The sequence below is a fragment of the Pseudomonas sp. Root401 genome, assembly GCF_001425105.1.
In the GTDB taxonomy this organism is placed as follows: domain Bacteria; phylum Pseudomonadota; class Gammaproteobacteria; order Pseudomonadales; family Pseudomonadaceae; genus Aquipseudomonas; species Aquipseudomonas brassicacearum.
The window spans coordinates 24900-39519 of the sequence record NZ_LMDO01000064.1 but is presented as its reverse complement, the minus strand read 5'-3'; the positions used below and the strand labels follow the sequence as shown (position 1 = coordinate 39519).

General features: G+C 61.0%; 12 protein-coding genes. 6 read left to right on the top strand and 6 right to left on the bottom strand.

Translation table 11 applies throughout. The features are described 5' to 3' along the window. Window positions 1-141: 141 nt before the first annotated feature. The gene (locus ASC85_RS27550; RefSeq protein WP_057452156.1) at window positions 142-2283 is read left to right on the top strand and encodes a TonB-dependent siderophore receptor; all 2142 of its coding nucleotides are present in this window, start codon (window positions 142-144) and stop codon (window positions 2281-2283) included. Window positions 2284-2349: 66 nt separating this feature from the next. On the opposite strand, the gene ASC85_RS27545 is transcribed toward ASC85_RS27550, so the two are convergent. After that, window positions 2350-3084, bottom strand: coding sequence for an SDR family NAD(P)-dependent oxidoreductase (locus ASC85_RS27545; RefSeq protein WP_057452155.1), 735 nt, complete (start codon window positions 3082-3084; stop codon window positions 2350-2352). Between the two features lie 305 nt (window positions 3085-3389). Beyond that, window positions 3390-3596, bottom strand: coding sequence for a tautomerase family protein (locus tag ASC85_RS27540; RefSeq protein WP_013693518.1), 207 nt, complete (start codon window positions 3594-3596; stop codon window positions 3390-3392). A gap of 128 nt (window positions 3597-3724) precedes the next feature. On the opposite strand from ASC85_RS27540, the gene ASC85_RS27535 reads away from it, so the two are divergent. Next, window positions 3725-4648, top strand: coding sequence for a LysR family transcriptional regulator (locus tag ASC85_RS27535; RefSeq protein WP_057452154.1), 924 nt, complete (start codon window positions 3725-3727; stop codon window positions 4646-4648). A gap of 183 nt (window positions 4649-4831) precedes the next feature. On the opposite strand, the gene ASC85_RS27530 is transcribed toward ASC85_RS27535, so the two are convergent. Continuing rightward, window positions 4832-5266: a nuclear transport factor 2 family protein gene (locus ASC85_RS27530; protein WP_057452153.1), complete on the bottom strand. Its 435-nt coding sequence runs from the start codon at window positions 5264-5266 to the stop codon at window positions 4832-4834. Window positions 5267-6292: 1026 nt separating this feature from the next. Between ASC85_RS27530 and ASC85_RS27520 the strand changes: the two genes are divergently transcribed. Continuing rightward, window positions 6293-6655, top strand: a complete 363-nt coding sequence (locus tag ASC85_RS27520) for a DUF6124 family protein (RefSeq protein ID WP_014339143.1) — start codon at window positions 6293-6295, stop codon at window positions 6653-6655. Between the two features lie 119 nt (window positions 6656-6774). Here the strand turns inward: ASC85_RS27520 and ASC85_RS27515 are convergent, their stop codons facing one another. Beyond that, window positions 6775-7671, bottom strand: a complete 897-nt coding sequence (locus tag ASC85_RS27515; RefSeq protein ID WP_057452151.1) for a LysR substrate-binding domain-containing protein — start codon at window positions 7669-7671, stop codon at window positions 6775-6777. Between the two features lie 108 nt (window positions 7672-7779). Between ASC85_RS27515 and ASC85_RS27510 the strand changes: the two genes are divergently transcribed. The 3 genes from ASC85_RS27510 (at window position 7780) to ASC85_RS27500 (ending at window position 12037) form a co-directional block, all read left to right on the top strand. Then, the gene (locus ASC85_RS27510; protein WP_236712416.1) at window positions 7780-9177 is read left to right on the top strand and encodes an MFS transporter; all 1398 of its coding nucleotides are present in this window, start codon (window positions 7780-7782) and stop codon (window positions 9175-9177) included. Continuing rightward, entirely contained in the window at window positions 9174-10448 is a 1275-nt protein-coding gene (locus ASC85_RS27505; RefSeq protein ID WP_057452149.1) for a glucarate dehydratase family protein, read from the top strand. The genes ASC85_RS27510 and ASC85_RS27505 overlap by 4 nt, the downstream gene beginning before the upstream one ends. Before the next feature lie 404 nt (window positions 10449-10852). Continuing rightward, window positions 10853-12037 (top strand): porin, encoded by a 1185-nt coding sequence (locus ASC85_RS27500; RefSeq protein ID WP_057452148.1) that lies wholly within the window; start codon window positions 10853-10855, stop codon window positions 12035-12037. A gap of 238 nt (window positions 12038-12275) precedes the next feature. On the opposite strand, the gene ASC85_RS27495 is transcribed toward ASC85_RS27500, so the two are convergent. Both ASC85_RS27495 and cobA read right to left on the bottom strand, forming a co-directional pair. Next, window positions 12276-13772, bottom strand: coding sequence for a nitrite reductase (locus tag ASC85_RS27495; protein WP_057452147.1), 1497 nt, complete (start codon window positions 13770-13772; stop codon window positions 12276-12278). Next, window positions 13769-14611 (bottom strand): uroporphyrinogen-III C-methyltransferase, encoded by an 843-nt coding sequence (cobA, locus tag ASC85_RS27490; RefSeq protein ID WP_057452146.1) that lies wholly within the window; start codon window positions 14609-14611, stop codon window positions 13769-13771. Before cobA ends, ASC85_RS27495 begins: the two co-directional genes overlap by 4 nt. Window positions 14612-14620: the final 9 nt, after the last annotated feature.

The window sequence follows — 14620 nt, the reverse complement described above, 5'->3', positions numbered from 1 at the left end:
GATGACGGACTGACCGGTCACAAAAAACATCAGTGTTAATGGGAATAGATATCAAACGACAATGAGTTACTGTATCTTTCGCGACACATTTTTGTCAGCCTCCCGATGTGGGTGGCTTGTTTCCATTAGGATTGTGCATCGATGCGTCGGATTCTCGTTTCACTCTGTGTGCTCCAGGCTTATTCCGTTCCTACCTGGGCCGAAGAGCCAATCCCTGCCAAGCCGGCCTCCCTTGAATTACAAGCCACGGATATCGTGGGTGATTCAAACTATGAATCAGCACAGGGCCCGGTGAAGGGTTATCACGCCACCCGTTCGGCCAGCGCCACCCGTACCGACACGGCGATCCATGAAACCCCGCAATCCATTTCCGTGGTGTCTCGCGACGTTGTCGAAGACCTCGGCGCCACGCGCCTGCAGGACGCCCTCGATTACGCTGGCGGGGTAGGCCGGGGCAACAACTTCGGCGGCCAGGGTCTGACCACCTTCACCGTACGCGGTTTCACCACCGGAGAGTTCTACCGCAACGGCTTCCCGATCAACCGTGGCTACCCGAACATGCCGGACGCCAACACCATCGAGCGGCTGGAAGTCCTGCGCGGCCCGGCCACCATGCTCTATGGCCGTGGCGACCCGGGCGGCACCTTCAACGTGGTGTCCAAGCAACCGTTGGCCGAGCGCACGGTGACCCTGGGCAGCCAGGTCAGCGACCAGGGGATGCGTCGCGGTACGCTGGACGCCTCCGGTCCGTTGGATGAAGAAGGGCGCCTGGCTTATCGCCTGAACGTGATCGGCGAGGGCGGCGACACGTTCCGCGACCACGTCGAGACCGAGCGCTACGGCATCGCGCCGGTGGTGAGCTGGCAGGTCAACGACACCACGCGCCTGACCTTCGAAGGCGATTTCATGCGCAACAATGCGCCGCTGGACCGTGGCGTGACCCATTACGCCGGCCAGCGCGGCACCGCGTCGCGCGATACGTTCTTCGGCGAAAAAGACGCCGGCAAGTTGCATAACGACAACAACATGCTGCAGGTGCGTTTCGAGCACATGCTCAACGACGACTGGACCCTGGCCGGCGGTACCCAGTGGCTCGACGGCACCTTGCAGGGCAATGCCATCGAAGGCAATGGCATCGCCGCCGATGGGCGTACCCTGGGTCGCAACTTCAACTACCGCAAATTGGAATGGACCGACCGCGACACTCAGCTCAACCTCACCGGGCATTTTTCCACTGGCGGGTTCGAGCACACGTTGCTGACGGGTATCGAGTATGAAGACTACGACTACCAGTCCATTATCCAGCGCTCCTCCGGCGCTGTCGGGGCCTACCCGATCGATATCTTCGACCCGGTGTATGGCCAGCCACGCCCGGCGTTGACGCGCACGCCCACAAATGACCAGGAAAATCTGAAGACGTTTGGTGTGTTCGTCCAGGATCAGGTGGCGCTGACTGAGCGCTTGAAGCTGTTGGCCGGGGCGCGTTTTGAGCGGTTCGAGCATGAGTACGAGAGTTTTGTCCCGCAGAACCCGCCCGGTAGCCGGAACTGGAACGTCACCGACAGCGCCGTCACCCCGCGCCTGGGTGTGATCTACGACTTGACCGACACCGTGGCTGTCTACGCCAACACTGCCCGATCGTTCAAACCCAACAGCGGTGCCAGTCGCGAAGGTGGCGGGTTCAAGCCGGAAGAGGGCAAGTCCTACGAAATGGGCGTCAAGTGGGAAGCGCTGGATCGCCAGTTGAGCGTCGATGCGGCGGTGTACCAGATCGAAAAACGTAACGTGCTCACCACTGACCCGGTGGACTCCACCTTCAGCGTGGCCGCCGGCGAAGTGCGCAGCCGTGGTTTCGACCTGAACGTGGCGGGCAATTTGACGCCGGAGTGGCGCATGATCGGTGGTTACGCCTATGTGGATGCCGAAGTGACCAAGGACAGCAATATCCCGTCCGGCACCCGCTTGCTCAACGTGCCCAAGAACACCTTCAGCCTGTTGAACGTCTATGAGTTCCAGGATGGCGGCCTCAAAGGGCTGGGCCTGGGGCTAGGCGCCAAGTATGTGGATGAACGGGCCGGCCAGACGGCGGCGAATGCGTTCTCCATGGACAGCTACACGGTTGTGGACCTGCTCGGCTACTACAAGGTCAACGAGCGGATCCGCCTCAACCTGGATCTGAAGAACCTGTTCGACGCCGACTACGAAGAAGGCGCATTCGGTAACGTCTATGCCTACCCAGGCGCACCGCGGACCGTGCAGGCCGGTATTTCCTACACGCTCTGAATCCAATGCGTCATGAAAACCCCGAAGGTCCTGCCTTCGGGGTTTTTCTTTTTACCACTTGCCTGTTTACCACTTGCCTGTGCTCATCCCACCGTCCACCGGCAGTATCGCGCCAGTCGTGAAATCGGCGCCCGCCAGGTACAACACGGCCTCGGCAATTTCCTCGACGGTGCCCACGCGACCGGCCGGCGCCAGGTTGTCGAGGAATTCGCGGTGAGCCGGGTCGTGCATGGGCGTGTCGATGATGCCGGGGGCGACGGCATTGACCTTGATGTTGTGGGGCGACAGTTCCAGGGCCAGGGCGCGGGTCATCTGGTTGACACCGCCCTTGATCAACACCGGCAGTGCTGCCGGCACCTGGATGTTCGGTTGCAGGGCCACGGCGGCTGAAATGTTGATGATGAAGCCTTGCTGGCGCCCGATCATGTGCGCGGCAGCAGCCTGGCTGGCGTAGACCAGCCCCTTGAGGTTGGTGTCCAGTAGCGCGTCCAGGTCCTGGGGGCTGTATTCGACGAAGGGTTTTGGCAGGAAGAAACCGGCATTGTTCACCAGCCCGTCAACGGCGCCAAACGCCGCGACGGCTTGGCTGATGAGGGCGGTTGAAGTGGCCGGGTCAGCGATGTCGCCGGCCACGCCGATGAAACCGGCCGGGTGGCCGAGCTCGGCGGCGGCAGCGTCCAGGCCGGACGGGGAGCGGGCATTGCCCACCACGTTATAACCCCGACCCAGGAACGCCTTGACCAAACCCAGGCCGATCCCGCTGGAAGCGCCGGTGATGATGACGGTTTTGTTGAGGCTCATGATTGACTCCTGATCACATTGAATTGAACCGGTGCGCCTGTGTTGGCGGTGGTTGAGCTCAGGGTATTGATGCGCCAGGGTTTGATAAATAAGGCTTCTGGTACTTGAGTTGATACGTCATGTAATCAATGATCGGATCAACACAAACCACTGTGGGAGCGAGCCTGCTCGCGATAGCGGCATATCAGCCGACTCAAATGTTGACTGACATACCGCTATCGCGAGCAGGCTCGCTCCCACAGAGTTATTGGGGTGGTAGACATAGAAAGCCCGGTCAGTTGGACCGGGCTCGAAAGGGCAGAGCGTTATTCCTTCGGAAGACTTCGATACGCTGTCGTCGTCATCCCCGCGTACCCCCAGTTATCGGTGTCGACTTCCTCGATCACGATATGGGTCAAGTGCGGGTCCTTGCCCAACACGCGCTGGAGGGTTTCGGTGATTTCGGAAATCACCTGGGCTTTCTGTTCCCGGGTGACGCCGTCTCGGGTAATTCGCACATTGACGAAAGGCATGTTGCACTCCTGCTGCTGAGAAAGTGCGCAGGAAGAATCCCACGCCGTTGAGGGCCCACTGTATTTATATGCCGCAGACTGATAAACAGGCCTTTGGAAACTTCAGTTGATACGCGGTGTAATGGATCATGAAGCGTCATTTCGAAGACCTGCAGTTGGGCAGCATAGAACTGTTTTGCCTGGCGGCGGAGGCGGGCAGCTTCACGGCGGCGGCGCAGTTGGCGGGGGTAACCCCGGCGGCGGTGAGCCGCTCGATCTTTCGCCTGGAAGAGCGCCTGGGTTCACGGCTTTTCGTGCGCACCACCCGCAGCATTCGCCTGACGGAAGCCGGCAAGACCTATTTCGAGCAATGCCGCCAGGCGTTGACGCAACTGGTCGAGGCGCAACAGGAAATGATGGGCGCGCAATCGGTGCCGTCCGGGCAGTTGCGCATCAGCCTGCCCACCACCTACGGTCATCACCGCATCCTGCCATTGCTGCCGGCCTTTCGGGCGCTGTACCCGCAAGTGACTGTGGACCTGCACCTGAGCAATCGAAACATCGATTTTGTTGCCGAGGGGTATGACCTTGCCATCCGGGTGCGAGCCCAACCCGACTCGTCGATGATCGCCCGGTTGCTGGAAGACGCGAAACTGGTAGTGGTCGCGTCCCCGGACTACCTGCACAAGGCCGGCACGCCGCAGACCCTTGAAGACCTGGACGACCACGAGTGCATCCAGTTCGAATTGCCCAGTAGCGGGCGACGGATTTCCTGGTTGTTCAATGTCGAGGGCAAGGAGAAGGAGGTGTTCGGCGAAGGGGGTTACTGTTGTTCGGACGATGTGCTTGGTGGCGTGACACTGGCCAAGCATGGTGCCGGTTTGTTCCAGACTTACAAATTCATCGTCGAACAGGAGCTCGCCAACGGGCAGTTGGTGGAGGTGCTTGCGCCTTTCGCGGGTCGCTCCCGGCCGTTCACCTTGCTCTATCCTCACGGCCGGTACGTACCGCAGCGGGTGCGCGCTTTTGTGGATTTTTTGCTGCAGTACCGGGAGCAGTGGGCCGCGGATTGAGGGGAAAAAACTACCGGTGAGGGGAGCAAACCGTCATGTGATTTTTAAGGCTGATGGGAATGTCGCCAGGGACGCTCCGCGTTCCGCTTCTGGAGTGTGACGCAGAGCGTCACGGGATGCATTCCCACGCAGAGCGTGGGAACGATCAAAAACAGATATCTCGTGGACCCGGTCAACCCGCTATCAGAACCGAAACGCCTGACGACCGATCAGCAGCCACTTGCCATTCTTCTGCTTCTGCCAGATCTGGAAGTTCTCGATTTCCGTTGGCACCACCTCAGTGCCCTTGAGCGCCTGGGCCGAGAAGTGGTTGCGCACCAGCGCCACATCACCGGACAGGGTGATTTTCTGGTTCTTCATTTCCAGGGTCTTGAACGCGCTCTTGCCCGTTTCGATGTCGGCGATGAAGGCTTTCTTGTCCTGGATGTTGCCGCTGGAGTGGCCGTAGGTCAGGTTCTCGGCAGCCAGTGCCTGGAGTTGTGGGATGTCTTTGTGCAGCATGGCTTGGGTCAGGTGGTCGACGGCCTGGGCCACTTCCTGCTCGGCCGATGAAGTGGCTGCCGCTGCGTAGCCGCTGAACAGGCACAAGAAGCTGATGACCAATGTGGCTTTTTTCATGGGGATTTCCTTATTTTTGTAGGTATCGGGAGCGCGAGCGATGGGTGCTCGTCGGTCATCGTACAACTAGGAGTGAGATGTTGGCAAACCAGCCGGGTGCATGGCTCAAGAGCGCTGACAATGTGGCGAGGGAGCTTGCTCCCGCTGGGCTTGTGTAGGAGCTGCCGAAGGCTGCGATCTTTTGATCTTGATCTTGATCTTGATCTTGATCTTTCGCTTTGGACTCAATGGACAGAGGAAAGATCGCAGCCTCGTTGCACTCGTCAGCTCCTACACAGCTCCTACACAGCACCTACAGGCGCAGCCCAGCGGGAGCAAGCTCTCATGGAACACGTGGGAATGTCGCCAGGGACGCTCCGCGTTCCGCTTCTGGAAGGTGACGCAGAGCGTCACGGGATGCATTCCCACGCAGAGCGTGGGAACGATCAAAGTCCAATCGGTCTATGAGGAACCGCAGGTAAATATCGGGCAAGGTGCCATGTGATAACGCAACAATTTATAGCCGGTCAACTGTAGGAAAATTCCCCAAAGCATCCGCCAACATATTATCTACGGCATGACCTCGTTTAATATCGATGAGGCCAAAGCGTCCCGTAAGGCACTGTATTTACACCAATACAGCCCCAAGAAATAACGAAGAAAAATCGCCCCGTTTAATTGCCATAAACATATCCAGCTCGACACGTTTAAATACATTCCACATTACGCTCTAAAGGCTACGAGACCTTGCGTCCTTACTTACGCATGCGTCAGAATCCGCCGGCTTTTGCGCTTTGCCCCTGGCCTCTATCGTTGACCTGCCACTGCCCATCAGTGGTCGGGTTTAGTCGCCCATCAGGTTTGGTAAGGTGCTTGAGCACCGTTCAGTCAGGTTATTTATATTCCTGCACTAAATGGTGGTTGTGCGCAGGGCGCCCTCGAGCGCGCCGGGTTTTACCAATTCCTACCGGTCGACTAACCTGCGTACAGCCGCCACCCTTCTTTTAGTCGAGAACGGTTGCAGCTCCAATGTAGGAATTGTCACTTATGTTCAAAGTAACTCCCAACCCCCCGGATATCGATTCGGTACTCTACGGCGACTCTCTCGACCCCGAAAAGTTGAAAGAGGCGGCAGACCGCGCGCTCAAGTACTACCTGAACCCCGGGGCGACGAAAACGCAGATACCGCCCCGCAAGCCCAGCACGATCTTCACCATCGACGCAGCGGTGGATGACGAAACGTTGCTCGTTGAGGCGTGCCAATCCTTGGCATCCGCCAGCGTGATGGTCAGCGACCTCACCGATTTGACGGACGGCCCAAGACGCCAAACGATGCTGGTGCTGCAACGGGTCATCATGTTGGGTGAGCTAGCGGTCAATCGAGTACTGGATAACCACAAGCCTGGGTAGTCGCCAGGTAGTGTTGTGGGGGGCGCCGCAAGCGCCCTCACAACCTAAGTCCGCGAAGCTCGGTGGAACGTTGGGTTCCGTCAGGCACTGCCAACCGCACGGGCCTTGTTGCTCCGCCTTCACAAGCCTTCCCGAACCGCCCCCCGAATCCCCTCCAGCAACATGGTGAACGCCGGGTTGTCGTTGTCCTCGCGCCACACCAGATGCAATTCGCTTTGCACCCCTTCGCCCAGGTCGATCTCGCGAAACACTACCTGCTTGAACACCACGCTGCTGGCGCAACGCGGCACCAGTGCCAGGCCCATGCCGGCGTTGACCAGTGCCAGGATCGTCAGCGACGACCCCAGCCATTGCACGAACTGCGGCGCAACCCGGGCCGAGCGCAGCATGCCGGTGAGCAGTTCGTTGAAGGGCGGGTAGGCGGCGTGGGAGTACATGAGGAACGGTTGGGCGTCCAGATCCTGGACGCTCACGGTCTCGGCGCTGGCCAGCGGATGTCCGGCAGGCACCGCCAGCACGAAGGGTTCGCGCACCAGGCATTCGGTGGCATAGCCGGTCTCTAGCAGTGGCGAGCGGACGATGCCCAGGTCGATGCGCCGGGCGCGCAGGGCTTCATGCTGCTGGTAGGTGTTCATCTCCGCCAGGACGATTTTGACCTGGGGCTGTTTCAGCCGGGCCTCGGCAATCACCTTGGGCAGAAACTCGTACACCGCGCTGCCGACGAAGCTGATGGTCACCGAACCGATGTCACCCTGGGCAAAGCGCCGGGCGGCGATGGCGGCTTGTTGCGCCTGTTCCAGCAGGTTCTGCGCTTCGATGAAAAACGCCCGGCCGGCAGCAGTGAGCGCCACGCTGCGGGTGCTGCGGGTGAACAGTTCGACGCCCAGGTGGTGCTCCAGCAATTGGATCTGCCGGCTCAGCGGTGGCTGGGTCATGTTCAGGCGTTCGGCGGCGCGACGGAAGTTGAGTTCGGTCGCCACGGTGGTGAAGCAGCGTAGCTGGGCCAGTTCAAACATTGATTCAATCCAGGTATCAATCAAGTGCCAAGTTAGATTAGACGGGAACAATCCGCCGCGTCCATCATCGTCCCGTTCCTCACAAAAACAATGATCGGGAGGCACCTCTTGAATAACGTAACGGACTCCACCCATGACAGCACCCTGGCGCTCGCGGCGGCCAAGGTCAAACGTCATGTCCTGCCGCTGGTGGTGGTGATGTTCATCGTCAACTACATCGACCGGGTCAACATCGGCTTCGTGCGCAGTCACCTGGAAACCGACCTGGGTATTGGCGCCGCAGCCTACGGGCTTGGTGCCGGGCTGTTCTTCGTCGGCTACGCGCTGTTTGAAGTGCCGTCCAACATGCTGTTGCAACGCTACGGCGCGCGGGCGTGGCTGACACGCATCATGTTCACCTGGGGCGCGGCGGCCATGGCCATGGCCTTTGTGCGCGGCGAGACCAGTTTCTATGTGCTGCGCTTCATCCTCGGAGCTGCGGAGGCGGGGTTCTTTCCCGGCATCATCTACTACTTCACCCAATGGCTACCCGCCAACGAGCGCGGCAAGGCGATGGCGATCTTCCTCAGCGGCTCGGCCATCGCCTCGGTGATTTCCGGCCCGGTGTCTGGCGCCTTGTTGCACATCAGCGGTATGGGCCTGCATGGCTGGCAGTGGATGTTCCTGATCGAAGGTTTCGCCTCCATCGTGCTGTGCGGGTTTGTCTGGTTCTGGCTGCAGTCGCACCCGAGCCAGGCGAAATGGCTGAGCGCTGAAGAGAAAACCGTATTGATCGCCGCCATCGCCGAAGAGCAACGGGCCCGGGAAGCGGCCCAGGTGGTCAAACCATCGATGTTCAAATTGCTGGCCGACCGGCAGATCGCGCTGTTCTGTTTCATCTACTTTTCCATCGCCCTGACCATCTACGGTGCCACGTTCTGGCTACCGAGCATGATCAAGAAAATGGGCAACCTGGGGGATTTCCAGGTCGGTTTGCTCAACTCCATTCCATGGATCATTTCCATCATCGCGATGTACGGCTTTGCCGCCCTGGCCGGCAAATGGAAATTCCAACAGGCCTGGGTCGCGGTGACGCTGGTGGTCGCCGCGTTCGGCATGTTCATGTCCACCACGGGCGGGCCAATCTTTGCCTTCGTGGCGATCTGTTTTGCAGCGATCGGTTTCAAGGCGGCGTCGGCGTTGTTCTGGCCGATTCCCCAAGGCTACCTGGATGCGCGCATCGCGGCGGCGGTGATCGCCTTGATCAACTCCATCGGTAACCTCGGCGGCTTTGTCGCGCCGACGGCCTTCGGTTTCCTGGAGCAGACCACCGGCTCCATCGAGGGCGGCCTGTATGGGTTGGCTGCCACTTCGCTTGTCGCCGCCGTGGTGATCTTTTTCGCCCGCACCGCACCGAAGCGCGATACCCCGAATTCACTGTCCGGCCGGCCTGAAACCGTTGTCGAAGCCGATCAGTCGCAAACCTCTCAAGCTTTGAAACCTGGCCCATCGGGAGCCGCTGTATGAAGATCAAACGCGTCACTGTCACCCCCATCGCTTTTCGCGATCCACCCTTGCTCAACGCCAGCGGCATCCATGAACCGTTCGCGTTGCGCTCGATCATCGAGATCGAGAGCGACAACGGTTACATCGGCCTGGGGGAGAGCTACGGCGATGCGCCGGCCCTGGCGATCCAGCAGCAGTTGCAGAGCCAGTTGATCGGCCTGGATCCGTTCAACCTCAACCAGTTGCGGGCTATCGTCCAGGCGACCGTCGCCGCGCAGAAACCGGTCAGCGTTGCCGGTGCCGAACTGGCGCCGGGTTCCCACGCGAGCAAGGCGGTGAGCAATGCCTATTCGGCGTTCGAAGTGGCTTGCCTGGATTTGCAGGCCCATTACCTGAACGTGCCGCTGGTGGACCTGCTGGGCGGCGCGATTCGTGACGAGATTCCGTTCAGTGCGTATCTGTTTTTCAAGTACGCCGAGCACATCGACTCGCCGTACCCGCCCGACAGTTGGGGCGAGGCGCTCAACGAAGAGCAGATCGTTGTCCAGGCCCGGCGGATGATCCAGGACTATGGCTTCAAGAGCATCAAGCTCAAGGCCGGCGCCCTCGATCCGGAGCATGAAGTCGCCTGCATCAAGGCCCTGAAACGGGCGTTTCCTGGCTACCCGTTGCGCATCGATCCCAATGGCAACTGGTCCCTGGAAACCTCGATTCGCATGGCCGAGCTGCTGGGGGATGACCTGCAGTATTACGAAGACCCGACGCCGGGGCTTGAGGGCATGGCCGAGCTGCATAAACGCACGGGGCTGCCGCTGGCGACCAATATGGTGGTCACCGATTTCGATGAGTTTCGCCGCAGCGTGGCGCTGGACAGCGTGCAGATCGTGTTGGCCGACCACCATTACTGGGGCGGCCTGCGCGACACCCAGGCCTTGGCGAAAATGTGCAGCACCTTCGGCCTGGGCGTGTCGATGCATTCGAACTCGCACCTGGGCATCAGCCTCATGGCCATGGCCCACGTGGCGGCCGCGGTGCCGAACCTGGATTACGCCTGTGACACCCATTACCCGTGGCAGGAACCGGATGAAGAAGTGATCAAGGGCGGCAAGCTGCCGATTGTCGACGGCTGCGTGAAGATCACCCGGGCGCCTGGTCTTGGCCTGGAGTTGGACCGGGATCAACTGGGCAAGCTGCATGAGCAGTTCCTCAGTTGCGGCATCCGCCAGCGCGACGATGTGCGGCAGATGCAGCGTTACCGGCCGGAGTGGAAGACCGTCAAGCCGCGGTTCTGATACCTGTGGGAGCAAGGCTTGCCCGCGATAGCCGCGCCGCGGTCGAACAGCTGAACCGCGTTATCGTTCATCGCGGGCAAGCCTTGCTCCCACAGACTTCCTACAGGTTATCGTTCATCGCGGGCAAGCCTTGCTCCCACAGACTTCCTACAGGTCTTGCTCCCACAGATACCCCCTCGCCACAAGTCGGTGCTACTCCAGCACCAACCCTGCATTCCATAGGCCGCCCTGCGGCCCACACCCAAAGTACCGCGCCCGCCAGCCTCGCCGTCTTACACCCAAACTGCCGCGCCGGGCCGGCGCTGCCAAAGCATCCGCCAATTGCCTCCAAGGCAGCGTATGACGCGCCCGGGCGCCTTTCGATAATCGCCTCCGACATCCCGTCCCCTGTTGCGGAGCGCGCCATGCACAACAATAAAAATACCCGCCAACGTTTTTTGCCTGCGGTCATCGTAGGTGTTTCGAGCCTGGGCCTGATGCCTTGGGCCAACGCCGAAATCATGCTGTACGACAAGGACCAGACCACCTTTTCCACCGACGGCTACATCAACGCCTTTTACGTCAACAGCGACGTCGACCGCGCCGGTGAGCAGTACGACCGTCGGCAGGCGCGGGTCAAGATGGGTTTCTTGCCCAACTACCTGGGCTTCAACATGGGCAAGCAGGTCGATGACCTCAAGCTCGGTGCCCGGGCCTCGTTCTGGGTGACCATCAACGACAGTGAAACCAATGGCACCGACACCGCCATCGACGTGCGCCAGTTCTACGGTACCGTGGCCAACCCGGAGTGGGGTGAGGTGCTGATCGGCAAGGACTTCGGCCTGTTTGCCCGCTCCAACATCCTGCTGGACGAGTTGCTCGCCGGTTACGGCCAGGTCAGTGACACCCTGGGTTTGGTGGACGGCGGTGGCGTCTCGTTCGGTAACATCGGCAGCGGTTATCCGTACCCGTTCCCGACCTCGCAGATCACTTACCGCACGCCGGTGATGGAGGGCTTGCGCGTGGCGGTGGGGATCATGGACCCGGTGGACACCAACGACAACAGCGCCACGGGCAAGGCCTATCAGGAAAACCCGCGCACCGAGAGCGAGATCACCTACCAGTTCGACCTGGGCGGGGCGAAGATCTACAGCTGGCTCAACGGCAGCTACCAGACCTCGGACAACACCGACGCCACCGTTGAGTCGGTCACTTCCAAGGGCCTGGGGTATGGCGTGCAGGCCAAGATGGGCGGGTTGTCGCTGACCGGCTCGGGGTTCCAGGCCAAGGGCATCAACCCGTTTTTCACCAACAACGCCGGTGAAGCCACCCTGCGCAATGTCGACAGCAAGGGCTACCTGTTGCAGGGCTCCTACAAGCTGGGCAAGAACCGCCTGGCGTTGTCCTACGGCAAGACCGATGACGACGGCAACGGCGTGGTGGGCAGTGGCGCCGACTACGAAACCCGTGGCGTCGCGCTGTTCCACGACATCAACGACAACCTCAAGCTCGTGGCCGAGTACAACCAATTCGAAATCAACGGCCACGACACCAGCGCCCAGAACGAAGACACCGACACCTTTGCGGTGGGGGCGGTGCTCACCTGGTAATAGTTGGATCCTTTGGGTCCGACGCCGTCTGTGGGAGCAAGGCCTGTGGGAGCAAGGCTTGCCCGCGATGAACGATAACGCGGTCCAGCAGTTCGACCGCGGCGCGGCTATCGCGGGCAAGCCTTGCTCCCACAGATAAATCCCCTCGCCACAATAGTCATTCCAACTGGACACCGTCGCAGTCTTTTGTGGCGGGGGAGTTTACTCTCGGGGGGCTGCGCATCAGCCCCCCTTTTTTTCAGTGTGACGTCCCCTCGGCGAACTCGATCTTGTTGCCGACGTTGTACTTGCCCGAAGGCTTGTTCATGGGCAGGCGCTTGATTTCCTTGAGGGTGTTGCTGTCGTAGACGATCAGCGCGCCATCGGTATCCCAGATGCTCAGCAGCAGGTAGCGGCCGTCGCGCGTGAACTCGACGTGGGCGGCGGTTTTGCCGGGCATGGGCCGCAGGGTATGGGCGATTTCCAGGGTCTGTTTGTCGATCAGGTGGATGGCATCGTTGTCCGGGCCGAAGAACACATCGGTCCAGGCGTAGCGAGAGTTGACGTGGCTGCGCAGGAAGAAACCCGGCCCCAGGGTGGGGATCTGCTTGATGACTTTCCAGGTGTCGAAGTCGATCACCGAAATCAGCCCCTTGCTGATGTTGGGCGTGGCGAACACCCAGTGCCCATCGCGTTTCCAATAGGTCCCCGAGCCCAGGTGCGGCATGCCCGGCAGCGCGATGTCGGTGACGATCCGCCCCGTGTCGAGGTCGATCACCTGGCCGCCCTGGGCCTTGCGCGAGGTGGCGAGCAGCTGTCGGTAATCGGGCGAGAAGGAAAAATCATCGAGGTAATCCTCGGCCTCGATCCGCCTGGGCACAAAGTCCGGATTCGGACCGGTGGACAGTTCCCAGACCTCTTTCACATCTTTCAAGGCGACGATGAAGCTGTTGCGCGGTGGCGCGGTATAGACCGCACTGACCCGCGACGCCTGGCCGTCCAGCCCCACCGTTGCAACGGTCTTGACCAGTGACAGGTCGCGGGCATCCAGCACCACCAGGTTGCCGGGCAGCGTGTTGCCCACCAGCACCCAGCGCCCGTCCTTGCTCACCGCCAGGTTGCGGGTATTGAGCCCGGCCCGCACCTCGGCGATGAGCGTGAGGTTGTGCAGGTCATACAGGCTGATCCAGCCGTCCCGGGAGGCGAAATAGACGAAGCGTCCGTCCGGCGAAAACTTCGGCCCGCCATGTACCGCGAAATGTGAGGCGAAGCGCGCCAGGACCTCGAAGCGATCCCCATCGACGATATCGACGTGATGATCGCCAGCCTCCACCACCACGAACAGGTTCAGCGGGTCGGCGTGGTGCTGGGGTTTATCGGGCAGGCTGGCGACATCCGCCAGCAGGCGATGGCTGCGGCGCGTGTCGTCCTCGCTCCAGGTCGGTTCGACGGCGGGTGGACGCTGGAGATAGTGGGTCAAGCCATCGATCTGCGCAGGCTCGAGCACCGCACCGAACGCCGCCATCTGGCTGGCCGGGCGGCCATTTTCGATCACTTGGCGGATTTCGTCGGGCTTGATCCGACTCAGGCTTTGGGGCAACAGCGCCGGCCCCGCACCACCGATACGGTTCACCCCGTGGCATTGCTGGCAGTGTTGCTGGTAGTTCTGCTCGGCCAACGTCAGGTCCGGTTCAGGCGCCGTGGCGCCGTGGACGGCACCGATCCACAGCAATGGGGCAAGCCAGCCGATTCTCATGAGGCCACCCTCGCGATACCTGGCTGGAGCGGCAGGGCCGGGCGCAGCCGGGCCGGATGCTCCAATGCCTGATGGGCAAACAAGCCAACCACCTTGCCGATCACCGTCAGGGTCGGCAGGCCTTCGCCGCATGCCTGCGCCATCTCTGGCAATTGCTGGAGGGTGCCGCGCAGGACCTGCTGGTCGGGGCGCGTGCCGTTGCTGATCAGCGCCGCCGGCGTATCAGTCGCCAGGCCCGCCGCGATCAGTTGTGCGGCGATGGTGCCGAGGTTCGACAGACCCATGTAGAACACCAGGGTCTGGCTGTCATCCGCCAGGCTTTGCCAGGGCAGGTTCAAGTCGCCTTCGCGTTGCAAATGACCGGTGATGAAGCGACAGGAATTGACCAGGTCGCGATGGGTCAGGGGAATGCCGGCATAAGTGCTGCAACCGGCCGCGGCGGTGATGCCGGGCACGACTTGGCAATCGATGCCGCGGGCCAGCAGATACTCCAGCTCCTCGGCACCGCGACCGAAGATGAACGGATCACCGCCCTTGAGTCGCACCACCCGCTGTCCCTGGTCGGCCAGGTCGGCCAGCAGTTCGTTGATCTGTGGCTGGGGCAGGCTGTGGCAGCCGGCGGCCTTGCCGACGTAGTGTCGGGCGCAGGTCAGCGGGATCAGGCTGAGCAATTGCGAACTGATCAAGCGGTCGTAGACCACCGCGTCGGCCTGCATCAACAGGCTCCAGGCGCGCAATGTCAGCAGGCCCGGGTCACCGGGGCCGGCGCCGACCAGGGCGACTTCACCCGATCTGAAGGGCGATTGCAGGGCAGCGGGCAAAACAATGGAGGCAGGCATGGGACTTCC

Bases quoted from the DNA above. Each gene is read 5' to 3' on its own strand.
- ASC85_RS27550 (WP_057452156.1), top strand. From the start codon at position 142: ATGCGTCGGATTCTCGTTTCACTCTGTGTGCTCCAGGCTTATTCCGTT.
- ASC85_RS27545 (WP_057452155.1), bottom strand. From the start codon at position 3,084: ATGAGCCTCAACAAAACCGTCATCATCACCGGCGCTTCCAGCGGGATC.
- ASC85_RS27540 (WP_013693518.1), bottom strand. From the start codon at position 3,596: ATGCCTTTCGTCAATGTGCGAATTACCCGAGACGGCGTCACCCGGGAA.
- ASC85_RS27535 (WP_057452154.1), top strand. From the start codon at position 3,725: ATGAAGCGTCATTTCGAAGACCTGCAGTTGGGCAGCATAGAACTGTTT.
- ASC85_RS27530 (WP_057452153.1), bottom strand. From the start codon at position 5,266: ATGAAAAAAGCCACATTGGTCATCAGCTTCTTGTGCCTGTTCAGCGGC.
- ASC85_RS27520 (WP_014339143.1), top strand. From the start codon at position 6,293: ATGTTCAAAGTAACTCCCAACCCCCCGGATATCGATTCGGTACTCTAC.
- ASC85_RS27515 (WP_057452151.1), bottom strand. From the start codon at position 7,671: ATGTTTGAACTGGCCCAGCTACGCTGCTTCACCACCGTGGCGACCGAA.
- ASC85_RS27505 (WP_057452149.1), top strand. From the start codon at position 9,174: ATGAAGATCAAACGCGTCACTGTCACCCCCATCGCTTTTCGCGATCCA.
- ASC85_RS27500 (WP_057452148.1), top strand. From the start codon at position 10,853: ATGCACAACAATAAAAATACCCGCCAACGTTTTTTGCCTGCGGTCATC.
- ASC85_RS27495 (WP_057452147.1), bottom strand. From the start codon at position 13,772: ATGAGAATCGGCTGGCTTGCCCCATTGCTGTGGATCGGTGCCGTCCAC.
- cobA (WP_057452146.1), bottom strand. From the start codon at position 14,611: ATGCCTGCCTCCATTGTTTTGCCCGCTGCCCTGCAATCGCCCTTCAGA.